Raw genomic sequence first — 16,533 nt, forward strand, 5'->3', positions numbered from 1 at the left:
CCGATCGGGTGGCCCTCGTTCGCCGTTCCGGACCACCGCTGCTAGAGAAGCTCCGGTTCGTCCCCGGGAAGACGCTGCCGGCCGTCGCGTCCCGGGAGTCGTGCGGAGGCGAACCGCATCACGGGTTCGACGACTCGTGCGGCGACCGGACCGAAGACCGCGGTGATCATCACGTATGCGGAGGCGATCGCCGCGAGACGACTGTCGACGTGCCCCGAGGCGACAGCCAGTCCGGCGATCACGATGGAGAACTCGCCCCGAGCGATGAGTGCCGCACCGGCGCGGGCCCGGCCCATCACGGCGATGTGGTGTTGCGCCGCCGCGATCCATCCGGTGGCGAGCTTCGTCAGCGTGGTCAGCACGGCCAGCAGGATCGCCCAGCCGAGCACCGGCGGTATCTCCGTCGGGTCTGTGTTCAGTCCGAAGAAGACGAAGAAGATGGCGGCGAACAGATCACGGAGCGGTTCGAGGACACGTACCGCGTTGTGTGCCGTGGAACCGGAGATGGCGATACCCAGCAGGAAGGCGCCGACGGCCGCAGACACCTGGAGGGCGGACGCGATGCCCGCCACCAGCAGCGCCGCGCCGAGCAGCTTGAGCAACAGTGTTTCCCTGTCGGGACTGTCGAGCACGACCGAGATGTAGCGTCCGTATCGCACCACCAGTACCAGCACCACGGTGACGAGACCGAGCGAGATCGCGACGGCTTCGAGGCCGCCGAGCAGACTCACGCCGCCGAGGATCGCGGTGAGGATCGGGAGGTACACGGCCATCGTGAGGTCTTCGAAGACGAGAATCGACAGGACCACCGGCGTCTCGCGGTTGCCGAGGCGCCCGAGATCGGCAAGGACCTTCGCCACGATCCCCGACGAGGAGATGTAGGTCACGCCTGCGAGCGCAAGTGCGCCGACAGGGCCGAGACCCAGGATCAACGCGACCGCGGCCCCGGGTGCCGCGTTCAGGGCGAGATCGAGCAGACCCGCCATCCGGGAGCGTCGCAATCCACTGATCAGCTCGTTCGCGGTGTACTCGAGCCCGAGCAGCAACAACAGCAGTACCACGCCGATCTCGCTGGCGATATGACTGAACGCGCCGATGTCGCCGAGCTGGATGAGTCCACCGTTGCCGAAGCACAGGCCGCCGACCAGATAGAACGGGATCGGCGACATGCCGATCCGCGCCGCCAGCCGCCCGAGGACACCGAGCCCGAAGAACACCGCACCCAGTTCGATGAGTGCGAGTGTCGTAGTGTCCATACCGCCGGATCAGCCGTTGCGCAGGATCCTGGCGGCAGCGTCGAGGCCGTCCGCCGTACCGACCGCCACCAGGATGTCCCCGCCCGTGAGGACGAAGTCCGGTGCCGGAGAAGGCATGACCTGGCCCGCACGCATCACGGCCACGACCGACACGCCGGTGCGGGTGCGCAGCGCGGTGTCGCCCAGCGCCGCTCCGTCGAACCGGGAATCCTCGTGGACGTGGAGCTGGCGGGTGACGATTCCGGGCATGTCCCGGTGGTCCTCACTCAACTGGGCGACGAGCTGGGGGGCACCGAGCAGGTTGCTGAGCGTCGCCGCCTCCTCGACGGTGAGGGGGAGGGAGGCGGCACACGCATCGGGGTCGCCGGCCTTCGAGATGATGAGGTCGCTGTGACCGTCCCGATGGGTGATCACCCCGATGCGGCGCCCGGACGCCAGTTCGAAGTCCTTGCGTACACCGATCCCGGGGAGCGGAGTCACGTCGACGATCATGCCGAAAGACTAGTCCTCCGGACCGACGGCGTCCGCTCCCCCGGCCCCGAGGGGCGCGAATCGGCCGTCCGGTCCGGGGAGGAACGGCGTGACCTCCACCACGGCGTCCACGGGCAACGGCCCGTACAGGTGCGGGAACCGCATCGACTCGGGGTCCTCCGGTACGCCGGGTTCGAAACGGAGAGGGTCGTCGAGCCGTGTCGGGTCGACGTGCAGCAGCACCAGATCCTCGCGTCCGGAGTACAGCCGGTCGGCGGGAAGATGCACCTGCTGCGGCGTGGACAGGTGGACGAAACCCTGGGAGGCGAGAGATGCCGGAACGACGGCCCCGAGAGGTCCGGCGCGGTCCCAGTCGTCTCGGGAGATGATGTGCAGGAGGGTCTCGGTCATGTCGTCATTGTGCGTCGGAAAGCCGATCCGAGGCGTCCGCAGCGTCCCGCCCTCTGCGCTGTGAGCGAACACCCGCACGGAAAACCGGCATGTCGCAGCGTTTTCGCTGCTCGATGCGTGAAACGCGCCACGATTGGGCACCCAAGGGAACAACACGTGAACACAAATCGTCTGTCAGAGTAGATCCACCGCGCCGGCCGGTGCGGCGGACCAGACCCCGGCACCCGATATGAGCGGTGGCCAGTTTGGAGGAGTCATGCCCGGTACGTTGACCAGCCCGAAGTTGACCGCTGCAGATCGCTGCGATCGGTGCAATGCTGCCGCTCGTGTCCGCGCCGTCCTTCCCACCGGCGGAGAACTGTTGTTCTGCGGGCACCACGCCAACGAGCACACCGACCGTCTCCGTGAACTCGGAGCGACGATCGTGAGCGAGTCCGACGCCACCGTGTGAATCCGCCGTCCGGAACCGACGTTCTGTCACACGAACGAACCGTCGGTTCCGAGACCCGACCGAATGAACGGGCGACCACCTCGAGGTGGTCGCCCGTTCTCGTCGCCGGGGGCTCGGTGTGCGGCTCACCAGCTCCGCAGGATGGCGATGCGGTCGCGCAGCTGCTCGGCGGTCGCCATCGCCGTCGGCGGACCACCGCACTGGCGACGCAACTCACCGTGGATCACCCCGTGTGGCTTCCTGGTCCGATGGTGCACGACCGCGACGAGGGAATTGAGTTCGCGGCGCAGCTGCGCCAGGGTGTCTGCGGTCTCGACGCGCTCGGTGACCTGGGGCGGCGGGGTGGGCGCAGGCTCGGCATTCGGCTTGTTCAGCTGCTGTTCCTGACGCTGACGCAGCAGCGCCCGCATCTGGTCGGCGTCCAGCAGACCCGGAAGCCCCAGATAGTCGGCTTCCTCGTCGGAACCGGCGAATGTGGCGGTGCCGAACGAGGATCCGTCGTAGATGACCTGGTCGAGTTCGGCGTCCGCACCGAGCGAATGGAAGGCCTTCTCGTCCTCGCCGGGCTCGTCCTTACGCCGGTTCGCGTCGGCGAGCAGCTCGTCGTCGAAGCCTTCCTTGACCCGGTGCGGCTTGCCGAGCACGTGGTCGCGTTGCGCCTCGAGCTGGCTGGCGAGTTCGAGCAGCACCGGCACGGACGGCAGGAAGACGCTGGCGGTCTCCCCCGTGCGCCGCGACCGCACGAAGCGGCCGATAGCCTGCGCGAAGAACAACGGGGTCGAGGCGCTGGTCGCGTACACGCCGACCGCGAGTCGCGGAACGTCGACGCCTTCGGACACCATGCGCACGGCGACCATCCACCGCTGGTTGCCCTCGCTGAACTGTGAGATCCGCTCGGACGCCGTGGGGTCGTCCGAGAGCACGACGGTGGGCATCTCGCCGGTCACCGCCTCGAGGATCCTCGCGTAGGCCCGGGCCGTGGTCTGGTCGGTCGCGATCACGAGGCCGCCGGCGTCCGGCATCCCGCCGGCACGCAGCTGCTGCAGACGGGTGTTCGCCGCGCCCAGCACCGCAGGAATCCAGTCGCCCTCGGGATCGAGGGCGGTCCGCCATGCCCGGGCCGTCTGCTCGGCGCTGAGGGGCTCACCCAGACGGGCCGTGAACTCCTCCCCCGCGCTCGTGCGCCAGCGTGCCTCACCCGAGTACGCGAGGAACACGACGGGCCGCACGACGCCGTCTGCGAGGGCGTCGGCATAGCCGTAGGCATGGTCCGCCTTGGACTGCAGCAGACCGTCTCCGTTCGGCTCGTAGGTCACGAACGGGATCGCGCTGTCGTCGCTGCGGAAGGGCGTACCGGTCAGCGCCAGACGGCGGGTCGCGTCGCCGAACGCCTCGAGGATGCCCTCACCCCAGCTCTTCGCGTCGCCGCCGTGGTGGATCTCGTCGAGGATCACGAGGGTGCGGCGCGCCTCCGTGCGTACGCGGTGCTTGAACGGGTGCGAGGCGATCTGCGCGTAGGTGACCACGACGCCCTGATAGTCGCTCGACGTCTGCCCGGTCGAATTCGTGAAGTTCGAGTCCAGGGCGATGCCGATCCGGGCCGCCGCGCCCGCCCACTGGTGCTTGAGGTGCTCGGTGGGGGCGACGACGGTGATCTGGTCGACCGTCCGGTCGCGCAGCAGCTCCGACGCCACCCGCAGGGCGAAGGTCGTCTTACCGGCGCCGGGGGTGGCGACCGCGAGGAAGTCGCGCGGTTTCGTCGCGAGGTACTTGGTGAGGGCGCGGCGCTGCCAGGCGCGCAGCTGGGCCACAGGGGCGGAGGTCGTAGCTTGTCCGACGGTTTCGGTGCTCACCGGTTTCTCGTGCTCCTTGTCCGCTTCGCTCGGGCCGGTCCCACCGCACTCGTCCGGGTCCCGACCGTCATGCAGCCTATCGTCTCGGACGTCGCGGACCCGCCGAAGCCGCGGCGTCGGCGGGTCCGACGAGGGCTGCGTGGCAGAATTCGATGCACCCTCACCTGCCTGAGCGCGCACGCGAGCGTGTCATCAGGAATTCTGGAAGTAGATGAACGACACACCACGACCCCACGCACAGGCACCCCGCGGCCGCATACGGCACGCGGTGGGTAAAGGGTGGGAGGTGGTCACACACACCATGTCCTCGGCATGGGACCATTCGATCTTCAGCAAGGCCGCGACCGCGGCCTTCTGGCAGACCCTGTCGCTGCCACCGCTGGTGCTCGGTCTGCTCGGCAGCCTGGGGTACGTGGGCGGCTGGTTCGGTCCGGACACGGTCGAGATCATCACGTCCAAGACCGTCACCTTCCTCCGCTCGGTCTTCAGCGACAGCGTGGTCGACCAGATCATCGAACCCACCGTCGCGGACGTCCTCGGCCGCGGACGCGCCGACCTGATGTCGCTCGGCTTCGTGCTGTCGCTGTGGGCCGGCTCGTCGGCGATCTCGACGTTCGTGGACTCGATCGTCGAAGCGCACCATCAGCAGGACCACCGCCATCCGGTGTGGCAGCGGATCTTCGGTCTGCTGCTCTACGTCGTCTTCCTGATCCTCGCGGTCTTCACGCTGCCGCTCGTCGCGCTCGGACCCACGCTGATCGGCCGGCTGCTTCCCGATGCGTGGTTCGATCTGGGTTCGCAGATCATCGACACCTTCTACTTCCCCGCAGTGGGTCTGCTGCTGCTGATCGGCCTGACGACCCTGTACAAGGTGGCGCTGCCCAAGTCGCTGCCGTGGCACCGACTGCTCGGCGGGGCGGTGCTGGCGGGCGTGTTCTTCCTCACGTCCAGCGTGATCCTGCGGTGGTATCTGACGTGGATCGCCGCTACGGGCTACACCTACGGGGCGCTCGCCGCTCCGATCGCGTTTCTGCTGTTCACGTTCTTCCTGGGTTTCGCGGTGGTCCTCGGAGCCGAGTTCAACGCCACGGTGCAGCAGTTCTGGCCCGCACGCGCCACGCGTCTGGAGCAGTGGCGGGTATGGCTGGCGGAGCAGGCGGCGCGCGAGCCGTCGCCGGACAGTGGGCCCGTGACGAACCTCACCCGCCGACTGACGGGCACCACGACGATCCGGCTGTCCGACCTGATCCGGCCCGGGGAACGCGAACCCGAGTCGTGGCCGATCGACGGGAGACCTGCCGAGTCGGGGCCGGCATCCCACGACGACCCCGCCGGCCACGACGACAAGGCATCCCACGACGACAAGGCCGGGGGATCCGAAGTTCCCCCGGCCGAGACCGATCTTCCGCCGGCAGCGAGGCTCTCGCCGGGATCACCCGACGCCACGGTGGACGACGAGCCGTTCCACCCGGTGCCTCAGTCGCCCTTGCGCAAACCGTCGTAGACTTTCTTGCATTCGGGGCACACCGGCGAGCCGGGCTTCGGCGACCGGGTCACCGGAAAGACCTCACCGCACAGCGCAACCACGTGGGTACCCATGACCGCACTCTCGGCGATCTTGTTCTTCTTCACGTAATGGAAGAATTTGGGGGTGTCGTCGTCGGTCGTCTCGTCGGTGGTGGTATCCGGCCGTTCCTTGATATCCGTGCTCACGTGTCCATGATGCCGCACGGAGAGGCCGGATGCGTATGTGCGTGCGACGGTTCGTCGTGGGAAGGTGGAAGACATGGCGAGAACTCACGGTTTCGGCGGATCCCCCGAGAACGGATCGCCCGACAACCCGGTTCTGATCACAGCGGCGGAGACGTCGCTCGAGGATCAGCACCGAGCACGGGTTCGCAAGTACCTCACGATCATGTCGTTCCGCATACCGGCACTGCTCCTGGCGGCGATCGCGTACGGCATCTGGGAGAATCCCTGGATTTCGATGGCGATCATCGGGGTGTCGATTCCGTTGCCGTGGGTCGCGGTTCTCATCGCCAACGACCGGCCGCCGCGCCGGAAGGACGAACCGAGTCGCTGGGACGGTCGCTTCGAGGACGCTCCGGCGATCGAGGCGTCGACCCACCGCGTGATCGACGGCTGACGGAGAGAGCGAGCGGGGAGCTTGCGAGAATGTCGTGGTGGACCGCGACCTTCTCCTGTCTCTCTGCCCGGCTCTTCGCACCGCATTGATCCGGTGCCGCTACGACCTCGACACCGTGCGGGATCTGCTCGGCCCCGAGGCGCATGCCGCACTCGGGCGCAGCGAACCCGTCCCCGCCCGGCGCGTCGCGCGGAGCGCCGGTGATCTCGGCGTGCTCGTCCGGCTGTTCCTCCTCCAGGACACCTGCGCCGAGACGGAGGTGGCGCACGCTCTCGAACCGGTGACGCCGGAGCAGGCCGTACGAGCGGGCCTGCTCGAACGCGACGGCGACGGCCTGCGCGCCGCACTCGATCTGAGACCCCTCGACGCCGGTACCGGAAGTCGCTGGGTGTTGTCGGATCTCGACGGTTCGATCCGGCCCGTCCCGACCCGTCCCGATCACGTTCTCGGCGTCGGGCAGGCCTCTCTGTCGTTGTTGCAGGCGACCCCCAGCGATCGGGTCGGCACGGTGCTCGACCTGGGTACCGGCTGCGGAGTGCAGGCGATCCGGGCCGCGGACCACGCGGAGAAGGTCACCGCGACCGACATCAATCCCCGGTGCCTGGCCCTGGCCGCCGCGAGCGCGGCGCTCAACGGGATCGACCTCGATCTTCTCGAGGGCTCCTGGTTCGATCCGGTCGCCGGCCGCACCTTCGATCGGATCGTCGCGAATCCGCCGTTCGTGGTGAGCGCGGGACGTGTCGAGCACAGCTACCGCGACTCCGGTCTCGACCTCGACGGTGCCAGCAGGCTCATGATCTCGCAGGCGGCCGAGCACCTGAATCCCGGCGGGACCGCCGCGATGCTCGCCTCGTGGGTGCACGTCGAGGGTGAGGACTGGCGGACCCGGGTCGCGTCGTGGTTGCCGTCGCAGGGCGTGGACGCCTGGATCGTGCAGCGCGACGTCGCCGATCCCGCCTTGTACGTCGGCACGTGGCTGAGGGACGGTGACGCCGACCAGCGCGAGCCGGAGGTCGCGGTGCGCGCCGAGCAGTGGCTCGACCACTTCGCCGAGCACGGTGTCGAAGGAGTCGGGTTCGGATTCGTCTACCTGCGTCGCACCGGTCTGCCGTCCGACGTGATGGCCGAGGATCTGCGGCACGCCTTCACCGATGCCCTGGGCGACGAGGCGATCGACTACTTCCGCCGCCTCGACTGGCTGCGTACGCACGAGGTTCCGGACGCCCGGTTCGTGGTACGCCCCGACACGGCGCTCGAGCGGGTGCACCTGCCCGGCGCGGAGGGCTGGGAACAGGTGGTCGCGCGGGTGCACCGCGGCGGAGGTCCGGCCTGGCAGCACGAGGTGGACGATCTCGCTGCCGCCCTGCTCGGAGGGATGCGCGCCGACGGCCTGCCCCTCGGGGATCTCGTGTCGCTGCTCGCGGCCGCGCACGGTGAGGACGAGGACGATCTGCTCACCCGGGCGGTGGGTCTCGTGCACGGGCTCGTGCGTCACGGGCTGATCGAGCCCGCCTGACGCTCGCCGGGGTGCGTCTGAGGTTCCACCCTTCGGTTCTCTCAGCAACTTCTCAGGAGCTCACCGGGTTAGTGCAGGTCAGCGCGGTGGTATTCGAAGACCGACGGGAACTCCACGGCTTCGCCGCTCGTTGAACCCTGTGAGACACCACCGATGAGGAGGCACGTCATGGCACGCCCCGAAACCACCGCTCGCTTCGATTCCGACCTCGACGGTCAGAGCCCCGCCGCCGATCTCGTTCGCGTCTACCTGAACGGCATCGGACGGACCGCTCTGCTCACCGCAGCCGACGAGGTGGAACTGGCAAAGCGGATCGAGGCCGGCCTGTATGCCAAGCACCTGCTCGAGACGAAGAAGCGCCTGTCCGCCGCGAAGAAGCGCGACCTCGCGGTCATCGTCCGTGAAGGACAGGCCGCCCGCAGCCACCTGCTCGAGGCCAACCTGCGTCTCGTCGTCTCGCTGGCGAAGCGCTACACCGGACGCGGAATGCCCCTGCTGGACCTCATCCAGGAGGGCAACCTCGGCCTGATCCGTGCGATGGAGAAGTTCGACTACGCGAAGGGCTTCAAGTTCTCGACCTACGCGACGTGGTGGATCCGTCAGGCCATCACCCGCGGCATGGCCGACCAGAGCCGCACGATCCGGCTCCCCGTCCACCTGGTCGAACAGGTCAACAAGCTCGCCCGCATCAAGCGCGAACTGCATCAGCAGCTCGGCCGTGAGGCGACCGACGAGGAACTTGCCGACGAGTCCGGCATCCCCGTCGAGAAGATCGCCGATCTGCTCGATCACAGCCGCGACCCGGTGAGCCTCGACATGCCCGTCGGCAACGACGAGGAGGCCCCGCTGGGCGACTTCATCGAGGATGCAGAGGCGACATCCGCCGAGACCGCCGTCATCGCCGGCCTCCTGCACAGCGACGTCCGCAGCGTCCTCGCGACGCTCGACGAGCGCGAACAGCAGGTCATCCGCTTGCGCTACGGCCTCGACGACGGTCAGCCGCGCACCCTCGATCAGATCGGCAAGCTCTTCGGGCTCTCCCGTGAGCGTGTCCGCCAGATCGAGCGCGAGGTGATGTCCAAGCTCCGCGAAGGAGATCGCGCCGAGCGCCTTCGCGCCTACGCCAGCTGACCGGGCGCGTCAGCGGTATCCGATCCCCGAGAACCGGGCTGGGTTCTCGGGGATCGTTGCTGTCCGGGATCGTGTCCGACGAGTCGTCCCGTCCGGCTCCCGTCAGCGCAGCCGGCGCGGTCCGAGGTCGAGCGGATGCGGTTCGGGCCCGATCCGCACATGCGCGTCGGTGAGCTCGGCCCCCACCACCGAGGCCAGCACCGGCTCGCACACCAGCTCGCGCACCTCGGGGAGGTCGTCGGCGAGTGCCGAGATCCGCTGGACGAAATCGACCAGCGCCGGCTTGTTCACCGGTGCCGCGTTCCGGTAACCCGAGAGCAGCGGGGCGGCCTTCGGCGCATCGATCAACTCGACCGCCTCGTCCTCCGTGAGAGGAAGCACACGATAGGCGCGGTCGCCGAGCAGGTCGGAGATCACACCGGCGAGACCGAAGGAGATCAGCGAACCGAAGGACGGGTCGTCCTGCACACGGATCGCGCAGCCGATGCCCTTGTGTGCCATACGTTGCACGTGCATCAACGGCTCCCCCGACACTGCGGCCAGGTCGCAGTACGCGATCCGCACCGAGTCGGCGTCCACGAGATCGAGCCGGACACCGCTCAGGTCCGGCCGGTGCCGCCACTGCGCGCCGGTGGCCTTGACCGCCACCGGGAATCCGATCTCCTCCGCCGCCGCCACCGCCTCGTCCTCGGTGGTCACCGCACGGAAGTCCGCGACCTCCACGCCGTAGCAGGACAGCAGCAGGGCCGCTTCGGTGTCCGACAGGTACCGGCCTTCGGGTGTCGTCCCGAGCCAGCCGTCCACGAGCGCACGGGCGCGTTCGGGATCGATTCCGGCCGGCCGCACGACCTGCGAGGGCGGCCGGCTCCGCCACTTCGCATACCGCCACGCCCGTCCCAGCGCCAGCGCAGCCCGTTCCGGACCGGGATAGGACGGCACGGATCCACGGGTCGGACTGCCGTCCGGTCCGCGCACGGCCAGAACGTCGGGGATGCCCTCGGTTGCCAGGAAGGTGGTCACCACGGGCTTCTCCGACCCGGCCACGGCGTCGCGCAGGGCCTGGGCGTAGGGCTGGACGTCGACGGCGACCGGCGGGACGAAGACCGCGATCACCGAGTCGACGTCGGATGATTCGAGTGCCCGCGCGACCGCCTCGGCGAACTCCTCCGGTGACGCCTGCGCGCCGAGATCCACCGCGTCCGGGGCCTGCAGTCCCTGTCCGCGTGCGGCATCGACGGCGAGCACTCCGAGAGCGGTGGAGTTGCCCACCACCGCGACCCGCGGTCCTGCCGGCAACGGCTGATAGCCGAACAGCAGTGCCGAGTCGAAGAGCTGGCCGATCGACTCGACCTGCACCACGCCCGCCTGCTCGAACAGGTAGCGCACGATGGTGTCGTCCATCTCGCCGGTCCGCGCGGCGAGTGCGGGCGGAACCGCGTGCCGGCCGCTCTTGACCGCGACGATCGGTTTGCTGCGCGCCACCCGGCGGGCGATGCGCGAGAACTTGCGTGGATTCCCGAAACTCTCGAGGTAGAGCAGCACCACCTCGGTCGCGGGGTCGGTGTCCCAGTACTGCAGCAGGTCGTTGCCCGACAGGTCGGCGCGGTTGCCCGCCGAGACGAAGGACGACAGTCCGACCCCGGTCTTGGCCGCCTCGTCCAGAATCGCGATGCCGAGCGCACCGGACTGGCAGAAGAAGCCCACGTTGCCGGCGGCCGGGAGCACGGGCGCGAGAGTCGCGTTGAGGCGGATCGCCGGGTCGTTGTTGGCCACCCCGAGTGCGTTCGGGCCGATGAGCCGCATGCCGTGCGACCGTGCGGCGAGGGCGAGGCGGCGCTCGGCGTCGCGGCCCTCCGGTCCGGTCTCACCGAAACCCGACGACACGACGAGCAGCGCCTTGACGCCCTTCGCGAGACAGTCGTCGAGCACCGAGTCGATGGATTCGGCCGGCACGGCGGCGATGGCGAGGTCGATCTCGTCCGGGATGTCGCGGACGGTGGGGTACGCGCGGACACCCCGGACCGACCGGTTCTCGGCGTTGACCGGGTAGACCGGTCCGGTGAATCCGCTGCGCAGCATGTTCACCAGCACGGCGTTGCCCACCTTGCGGCTGTCGGTGGAGGCGCCGATGACAGCGACGCTGGCGGGGCTCAGGATGTTGCGCACGCTGCGCGCCTCGGCGGCGCGTTCGCGGGCGTTGCGCACCGACACGAGTGCCTCGGTGGGGTCGATCGCGAACTCGAGGCGGACCACTCCCCCTTCGAAGCTGCGGCTGACCTGGTAGCCGGCCTCCCGGAAGACGGTGATCATGTGCCGGTTCTCGGCGAGGACCTCGGCGACGAAGGTGTGCAGTCCGTTCTCGGCGGCCGCGCCGGCGAGATGTTCGAGCAGGATCGGGCCGAGGCCGCGTCCCTGGTGGGCGTCGGCGACGGTGAAGGCCACCTCCGCGGAAAGTCCGTCGCCTTCGTTCGACAGTCCTTCGTATCGGCCGACGGCGATGATCTCGTCGCCGAGCACCGCGACGAACGCCACTCGGGAGCGGTGGTCGACGACCGTGAAGTTGAACAGGTCCTTCTTCGAGATGGTCGGGTACGGACCGAAATACCGCAGATAGCGGGTGCGTTCGGAGAGTTTGCTGTGGAAGGCGACGATCCCCTCGGCGTCCTCGGGGACGATCGGCCGCAGGTGCACGACGCCGCCGTCCGAGGCCAGCACGTCGGCGACCCAGTGCCGCGGATAGGCGCGTGCCCGGGCGAGGGCGCGTTCGCGAGCCGGGTCGGTCTCTCTCGCCGTCGCGACAGCCTTCGCGGGATCGGTGCTCGATCCCGCCGCGGGATTCTGCTGATCAGTCACGCGGATCCTCCGGGTCCAGGCCGAGCAGCGGGAACGCCGCCCGTCTCGTGGCGATGATCGCGGAATCGATGCGGGTCAGCGCACGGTCCAGAGATGCGATGCCCGTTTCCGGGGTGCCTCCGGGACCGTCCCACGGCATATACGAGACGTCGGAGTCCTCCCCCATGCCGGTGGGCAGTTCGACGCCGGGAGCGAGAGCGCCGACGCGGTCGCTCCAGTCCGCCGGGATCGGCGTGCTCGGGTCGATCTCGCGGTCCAGCGCCGCCGCGATCAGGTGCGTCCATGCGCGAGGAACCACCCGCACGAGGCCGTACCCGCCACCGCCGACGGCGAGCCAGCGGCCTTCGCAGTAGCGATCGGCGAGATCCCGCATCGCGAGATACGACGCGCGTTGACCGTCGACGGTGAGCGAGAGGTCGGCGAGCGGATCCTCGCGGTGGCTGTCGGCTCCGCACTGACTGATGAGGATCTGCGGGCGGAACGCCGCGACAGCACCCGGCACGACGGCGTGGAAGGCGCGCAACCACAACGCGTCCACGGTGCCCGGCAGGACGGGAAGGTTGATCGCGGTGCCCTCGGCCGGGCCTGCGCCGACCTCGCTGGACCATCCGGTGTTGGGCCACAGGGTCGCGGGATGCTGGTGCAGCGAGATGGTGAGGACCCGGGGGTCGCCGAGGAATGCGTGCTGCACGCCGTCACCGTGGTGGGCGTCGACGTCGATGTAGGCGATGCGGTCGTAGCCGTGGTCGAGCAACCACGAGATCGCGATGGCGGCATCGTTGTAGACGCAGAATCCGGCGGCCCAGTCGGCCATCGCATGGTGCATGCCGCCGCCGATGCTCACCGCGCGCCGGGCCCGGCCGCTCGCGATCTCGCGCGCGGCCGCCAGCGTGCCTCCGGCGAGGGTCGCGCTGGCCTCGTGCATGCGGGGGAAGATCGGGTTGTCCTCGGTTCCGAGACCGTGCGGGGCGTCGGCCGGAGGTGCCGCTCCCTCCGGGGCGGAACCCGCGCGCTTGACTGCGTCGACGTAGGACGCGGTGTGGATGCGCAACAGATCGGTGTCGTCCGCAGGGGACGGACGGACCGTCTCGACGCCTTCGAGGAGACCGAGACTGCGGGACAGCGCCATCGTGAGATCGAGACGCGTGGGGTTCATCGGATGCGTCGGACCCCACCGGTAGTCGAGGTAGTCGGGGCTCCACACCACTATCCGATCGCCGCTCAGCTGTGTCGTACCGCCCGCCGCGGTGGAGCTCGTGGTCATGGACACAGACGCTACTGCGCCGCCCACGGACATGCGAGCCTCGGAGCGCGCCCCCACCGTCCTGTTCGCACGGTTAGAATCGGCCCGGACGAAGGGGTGTGAGAGTGAAGGACCTGGTCGATACAACGGAGATGTATCTCCGGACCATCTACGACTTGGAAGAGGAAGGCGTGGTGCCGCTGCGCGCGCGCATCGCCGAACGCCTCGAGCAGAGCGGACCGACGGTCAGCCAGACCGTGGCCCGCATGGAACGCGACGGCCTGCTCCGTGTCGCCGGCGACCGGCACCTGCAGCTCACCGAGAAGGGCCGCGATCTCGCGGTGTCCGTGATGCGCAAGCACCGGCTCGCGGAACGGCTTCTCGTGGACGTGATCGGTCTCGACTGGGAGAACGTGCATGCCGAGGCGTGCCGTTGGGAGCACGTGATGAGCGAGGAGGTCGAACGCCGCCTCGTCGAGGTGCTCAACAACCCGACCACCTCGCCCTACGGCAACCCGATCCCGGGGCTGGCGCAGCTGGGTCTCGACCGTGCGGCGGCCCTCGACGAGAAGCTGGTGCGGCTGACGGAGATCCCCCACGGCAAGCCGACCGCCGTCGTGGTGCGGCGGCTCGCCGAGTACGTCCAGTCCGATCCGGAGGTCATCGCCCGGCTGCGTGAGGCCGGTGTCGTCCCGGACGCGCGGGTTACAGTCGAGACGCGACCGGGCTCGGTGTCCATCACCGTGGCCGGTCACGACAGCTTCGAGCTTTCCGACGAGATGGCCCATGCCGTGCAGGTGAAGCAGGTCTGACACAGACCCCTTTTCGCATGTCCGGTACGGGCATGCGAAAAGGGGATGTACAGCGTGAGACTTCTGGTGACCGGCGGCGCCGGCTATGTGGGCAGCGTGTGCACGACCGTGCTGCTCGAACAGGGCCACGACGTCGTGGTCGTCGACGATCTGTCCACCGGGAACGCCGAAGCGGTACCGGCGGGCGCCGAGTTCGTCGAGGGCGACATCGCGGCCGTCGCCGATGATCTGCTCTCCGGACCCGGTCCCCGCTTCGACGGCGTCCTCCACTTCGGAGCGCAATCACTGGTCGGCGAGTCGGTGGAGTGCCCCGAGAAGTACTGGCAGGGCAACGTGGTGACCACCCTCGCCCTCCTCGAGGCCATCCGCCGCTCGGGTACGCCGCGACTGGTCTTCTCCTCGACCGCCGCGACCTACGGCGAGCCCGAGAGCGTGCCGATCACCGAGGACGCGCCCACCCGTCCCACCAACCCGTACGGGGCGTCGAAGCTCGCCATCGATCACGCGATCTCGTCCTACGCGCACGCGCACGGTCTCGCCGCGACGAGCCTGCGGTACTTCAACGTCGCCGGCGCCTACGGCGGCGCCGGCGAGAACCGGGTCGTCGAGACGCATCTGATTCCGCTGGTGCTGCAGGTCGCTCTCGGTGTGCGCGATCGCATCTCCGTGTTCGGCACCGACTGGCCGACCAAGGACGGCACCGCGGTGCGCGACTACATCCACGTCAAGGATCTCGCCGACGCCCACGTGCTGGCATTGACGAAGTCCGAACCCGGCCGGCACGGCATCTACAACCTCGGCAGCGGAGAAGGTTTCACCGTCCGCGAGGTCGTCTCGGCCTGCGAGCGGGTCACGGGACTTCCGATCGCAGCGGTCGACGCACCGCGCCGCGCCGGTGATCCGGCCGTTCTCATCGCCTCCAGCAGCCGCGCGATGTCCGAACTCGGGTGGAACCCTCAGCACACCGATCTCGACGAGATCGTCTCCGACGCGTGGGAGTTCACCCGGTCCCTCGGCGACCGACTGCACGCCGTTCGGCGTGGCTGAGCGCTGCGCGGTGTGAACTGCGTGCGCGATAGCCGTCAGGACGACTCGTCGTCGCGCGGCAGCCCGAGTCCCAATCTCATGGCGATCTCGTGGCCTGTCTCGGCGAGGCCGCGGATCGCATCGGGCCGCAGCCCCGCCTGCAACGCCTGGTCCAGCAGATCCGAAAGCCTGTGGCGGGGGTCGGATTCGAGGGCAGCGGTGAGCGCGACCCCGGCGAGCGGCCCGTCGCCGCGCACGTAGGCACCGAAGCCGACGAGTGCCGCGGCGTCCGCCCGTTCGGGATCCGGCAGTGCGCGTGCGAGTTCGCTCCACAGCCGCTCCGCCGCGCGTGCGAGCGGACCGGTCGCGAGCCCCATCGCGGCGTCCCGCACCGTGCGATTCGCGAGCAGCACCGCAAGTTCTGCGACGTCCGGCGCACTCGGATCCGTTCCGGCGGCGTACGCCTCGACGTGCGCGAGCACGGCCTGCAGTTCGACGCGGTCGGCACGTTCGCCGCCACCTTCGCGGGCACAACGCTCGTACTCGCGGTCGCGGGTCTCGACGACCTCGTCGATGCAGCGCGCAACTTCCTGCCGCACCGCCGGCGGGTACGGGGCGAGCAGCGCTTCGAGTTCGTTGCGGGAGCCCCGGATCGGGCTGCCCTCGAACACCCGCGCGGCCGCGACCACCGAGGATCCGGGGTCGGCCACAGTGCCGATGATGTCCTGGCCGGGCACGAACCAGGTTGCCCCGCCGGATATCTCGGGTAGCGCGTACACACCTGCCAGATCGATTCCGACGGCGTCGAGGTGATCCGCGAAATCGTCGACGAGCCGGCACACCTCGGCTACGGCCGGGTCGTGCCGGTCGGTGAGCTCGTCGTCCACGAGGACTGCGACCACGGATTCCGCACCCTCACGGGCACAGACGGCGCAGAAACGCCGGAACGCCGCGCGCATGAGTTCGGGAACGGGTTCCCCGGCCCCGGACAGGACGAGGTCGTGTCGCATCACGGCACCGATGGTCGCGACCTTCCCGTTCGGGCGGGTCGGAGCGTCCCCGGTCGGGGTCAGGCACATCACGACGATCGAGCGGGCCGGCGGGAATCCCATCAGCGCGGGCAGGGCCGCGATCACGTCACCGACGTCGGTGAGCCGGAGGGGATGCGAGGACGAGGGCATGGAAGTTGTCATGCTCGGACCGTGGCCTACGGGTCCGAGCGGAGAGCCGCCCACGAGGGCGATCCGCGGCCTGCTGGGGATGAAGCGGCCGGCTGTGGACAACTTCCGCGGCCGACGGGGGTCTCCGGCGTCCACCGGCCGATCCCGTCGCCGTGCGCTGCTAGGGTGCGGGGCCGGCCGTCA

Annotated in this window: 15 protein-coding genes; 7 read left to right on the forward strand and 8 right to left on the reverse strand. The window is 69.2% G+C overall.

The genetic code is table 11. The features are described 5' to 3' along the window. Positions 1–41: 41 nt before the first annotated feature. From A8G18_RS21855 to A8G18_RS21865, 3 genes are read right to left on the reverse strand one after another with little or no spacing between them, the layout of a single operon-like run. Entirely contained in the window at positions 42–1,256 is a 1,215-nt protein-coding gene (locus A8G18_RS21855; RefSeq protein WP_064065532.1) for a cation:proton antiporter, read from the reverse strand. A 9-nt stretch (positions 1,257–1,265) separates the two neighbouring features. Next, positions 1,266–1,748 (reverse strand): cation:proton antiporter regulatory subunit, encoded by a 483-nt coding sequence (locus tag A8G18_RS21860; protein WP_064065533.1) that lies wholly within the window; start codon positions 1,746–1,748, stop codon positions 1,266–1,268. Positions 1,749–1,757: 9 nt separating this feature from the next. Beyond that, positions 1,758–2,138, reverse strand: coding sequence for a DUF952 domain-containing protein (locus A8G18_RS21865; RefSeq protein ID WP_016933956.1), 381 nt, complete (start codon positions 2,136–2,138; stop codon positions 1,758–1,760). Between the two features lie 256 nt (positions 2,139–2,394). Between A8G18_RS21865 and A8G18_RS21870 the strand changes: the two genes are divergently transcribed. Continuing rightward, positions 2,395–2,589, forward strand: a complete 195-nt coding sequence (locus tag A8G18_RS21870) for a DUF7455 domain-containing protein (RefSeq protein WP_006551338.1) — start codon at positions 2,395–2,397, stop codon at positions 2,587–2,589. 125 nt (positions 2,590–2,714) lie between these two features. Here A8G18_RS21870 and A8G18_RS21875 read toward each other — a convergent pair whose 3' ends face one another. Continuing rightward, positions 2,715–4,442, reverse strand: a complete 1,728-nt coding sequence (locus A8G18_RS21875) for a DEAD/DEAH box helicase (RefSeq protein WP_064065534.1) — start codon at positions 4,440–4,442, stop codon at positions 2,715–2,717. A gap of 211 nt (positions 4,443–4,653) precedes the next feature. Between A8G18_RS21875 and A8G18_RS21880 the strand changes: the two genes are divergently transcribed. Next, positions 4,654–5,946 (forward strand): YihY/virulence factor BrkB family protein, encoded by a 1,293-nt coding sequence (locus tag A8G18_RS21880; protein ID WP_064065535.1) that lies wholly within the window; start codon positions 4,654–4,656, stop codon positions 5,944–5,946. On the opposite strand, the gene A8G18_RS21885 is transcribed toward A8G18_RS21880, so the two are convergent. Next, entirely contained in the window at positions 5,919–6,155 is a 237-nt protein-coding gene (locus A8G18_RS21885; protein WP_006551335.1) for a DUF3039 domain-containing protein, read from the reverse strand. The two genes, A8G18_RS21880 and A8G18_RS21885, sit on opposite strands and share 28 nt — an antisense overlap. Before the next feature lie 73 nt (positions 6,156–6,228). Here A8G18_RS21885 and A8G18_RS21890 point away from each other — a divergent pair, with 73 nt between their 5' ends. From A8G18_RS21890 to A8G18_RS21900, 3 genes are all read left to right on the forward strand, one after another. Then, positions 6,229–6,588: a DUF3099 domain-containing protein gene (locus A8G18_RS21890; protein ID WP_064065536.1), complete on the forward strand. Its 360-nt coding sequence runs from the start codon at positions 6,229–6,231 to the stop codon at positions 6,586–6,588. Between the two features lie 37 nt (positions 6,589–6,625). Further along, positions 6,626–8,104, forward strand: a complete 1,479-nt coding sequence (locus A8G18_RS21895; protein ID WP_064065542.1) for a DUF7782 domain-containing protein — start codon at positions 6,626–6,628, stop codon at positions 8,102–8,104. 168 nt (positions 8,105–8,272) lie between these two features. Beyond that, on the forward strand, positions 8,273–9,235 hold the full coding sequence (locus tag A8G18_RS21900; RefSeq protein WP_064065537.1) for a sigma-70 family RNA polymerase sigma factor: 963 nt from the start codon (positions 8,273–8,275) through the stop codon (positions 9,233–9,235). A 102-nt stretch (positions 9,236–9,337) separates the two neighbouring features. Here A8G18_RS21900 and A8G18_RS21905 read toward each other — a convergent pair whose 3' ends face one another. Beyond that, entirely contained in the window at positions 9,338–12,088 is a 2,751-nt protein-coding gene (locus tag A8G18_RS21905) for a bifunctional acetate--CoA ligase family protein/GNAT family N-acetyltransferase (RefSeq protein ID WP_064065538.1), read from the reverse strand. Further along, positions 12,081–13,352, reverse strand: coding sequence for an acetoin utilization protein AcuC (locus tag A8G18_RS21910; protein ID WP_064065539.1), 1,272 nt, complete (start codon positions 13,350–13,352; stop codon positions 12,081–12,083). The genes A8G18_RS21905 and A8G18_RS21910 overlap by 8 nt, the downstream gene beginning before the upstream one ends. 104 nt (positions 13,353–13,456) lie before the next feature. On the opposite strand from A8G18_RS21910, the gene A8G18_RS21915 reads away from it, so the two are divergent. Further along, positions 13,457–14,143, forward strand: a complete 687-nt coding sequence (locus A8G18_RS21915; RefSeq protein ID WP_064065540.1) for an iron-dependent transcriptional repressor DtxR — start codon at positions 13,457–13,459, stop codon at positions 14,141–14,143. A 54-nt stretch (positions 14,144–14,197) separates the two neighbouring features. Next, the gene (galE, locus tag A8G18_RS21920) at positions 14,198–15,190 is read left to right on the forward strand and encodes a UDP-glucose 4-epimerase GalE (RefSeq protein ID WP_064065543.1); all 993 of its coding nucleotides are present in this window, start codon (positions 14,198–14,200) and stop codon (positions 15,188–15,190) included. Positions 15,191–15,225: 35 nt separating this feature from the next. On the opposite strand, the gene A8G18_RS21925 is transcribed toward galE, so the two are convergent. Beyond that, positions 15,226–16,362 (reverse strand): DUF4192 domain-containing protein, encoded by a 1,137-nt coding sequence (locus A8G18_RS21925; RefSeq protein ID WP_064065541.1) that lies wholly within the window; start codon positions 16,360–16,362, stop codon positions 15,226–15,228. Positions 16,363–16,533: the final 171 nt, after the last annotated feature.

Origin of the sequence: Rhodococcus gordoniae (assembly GCF_001646655.1) — a bacterium.
GTDB classification, from domain to species: domain Bacteria; phylum Actinomycetota; class Actinomycetes; order Mycobacteriales; family Mycobacteriaceae; genus Rhodococcus; species Rhodococcus gordoniae.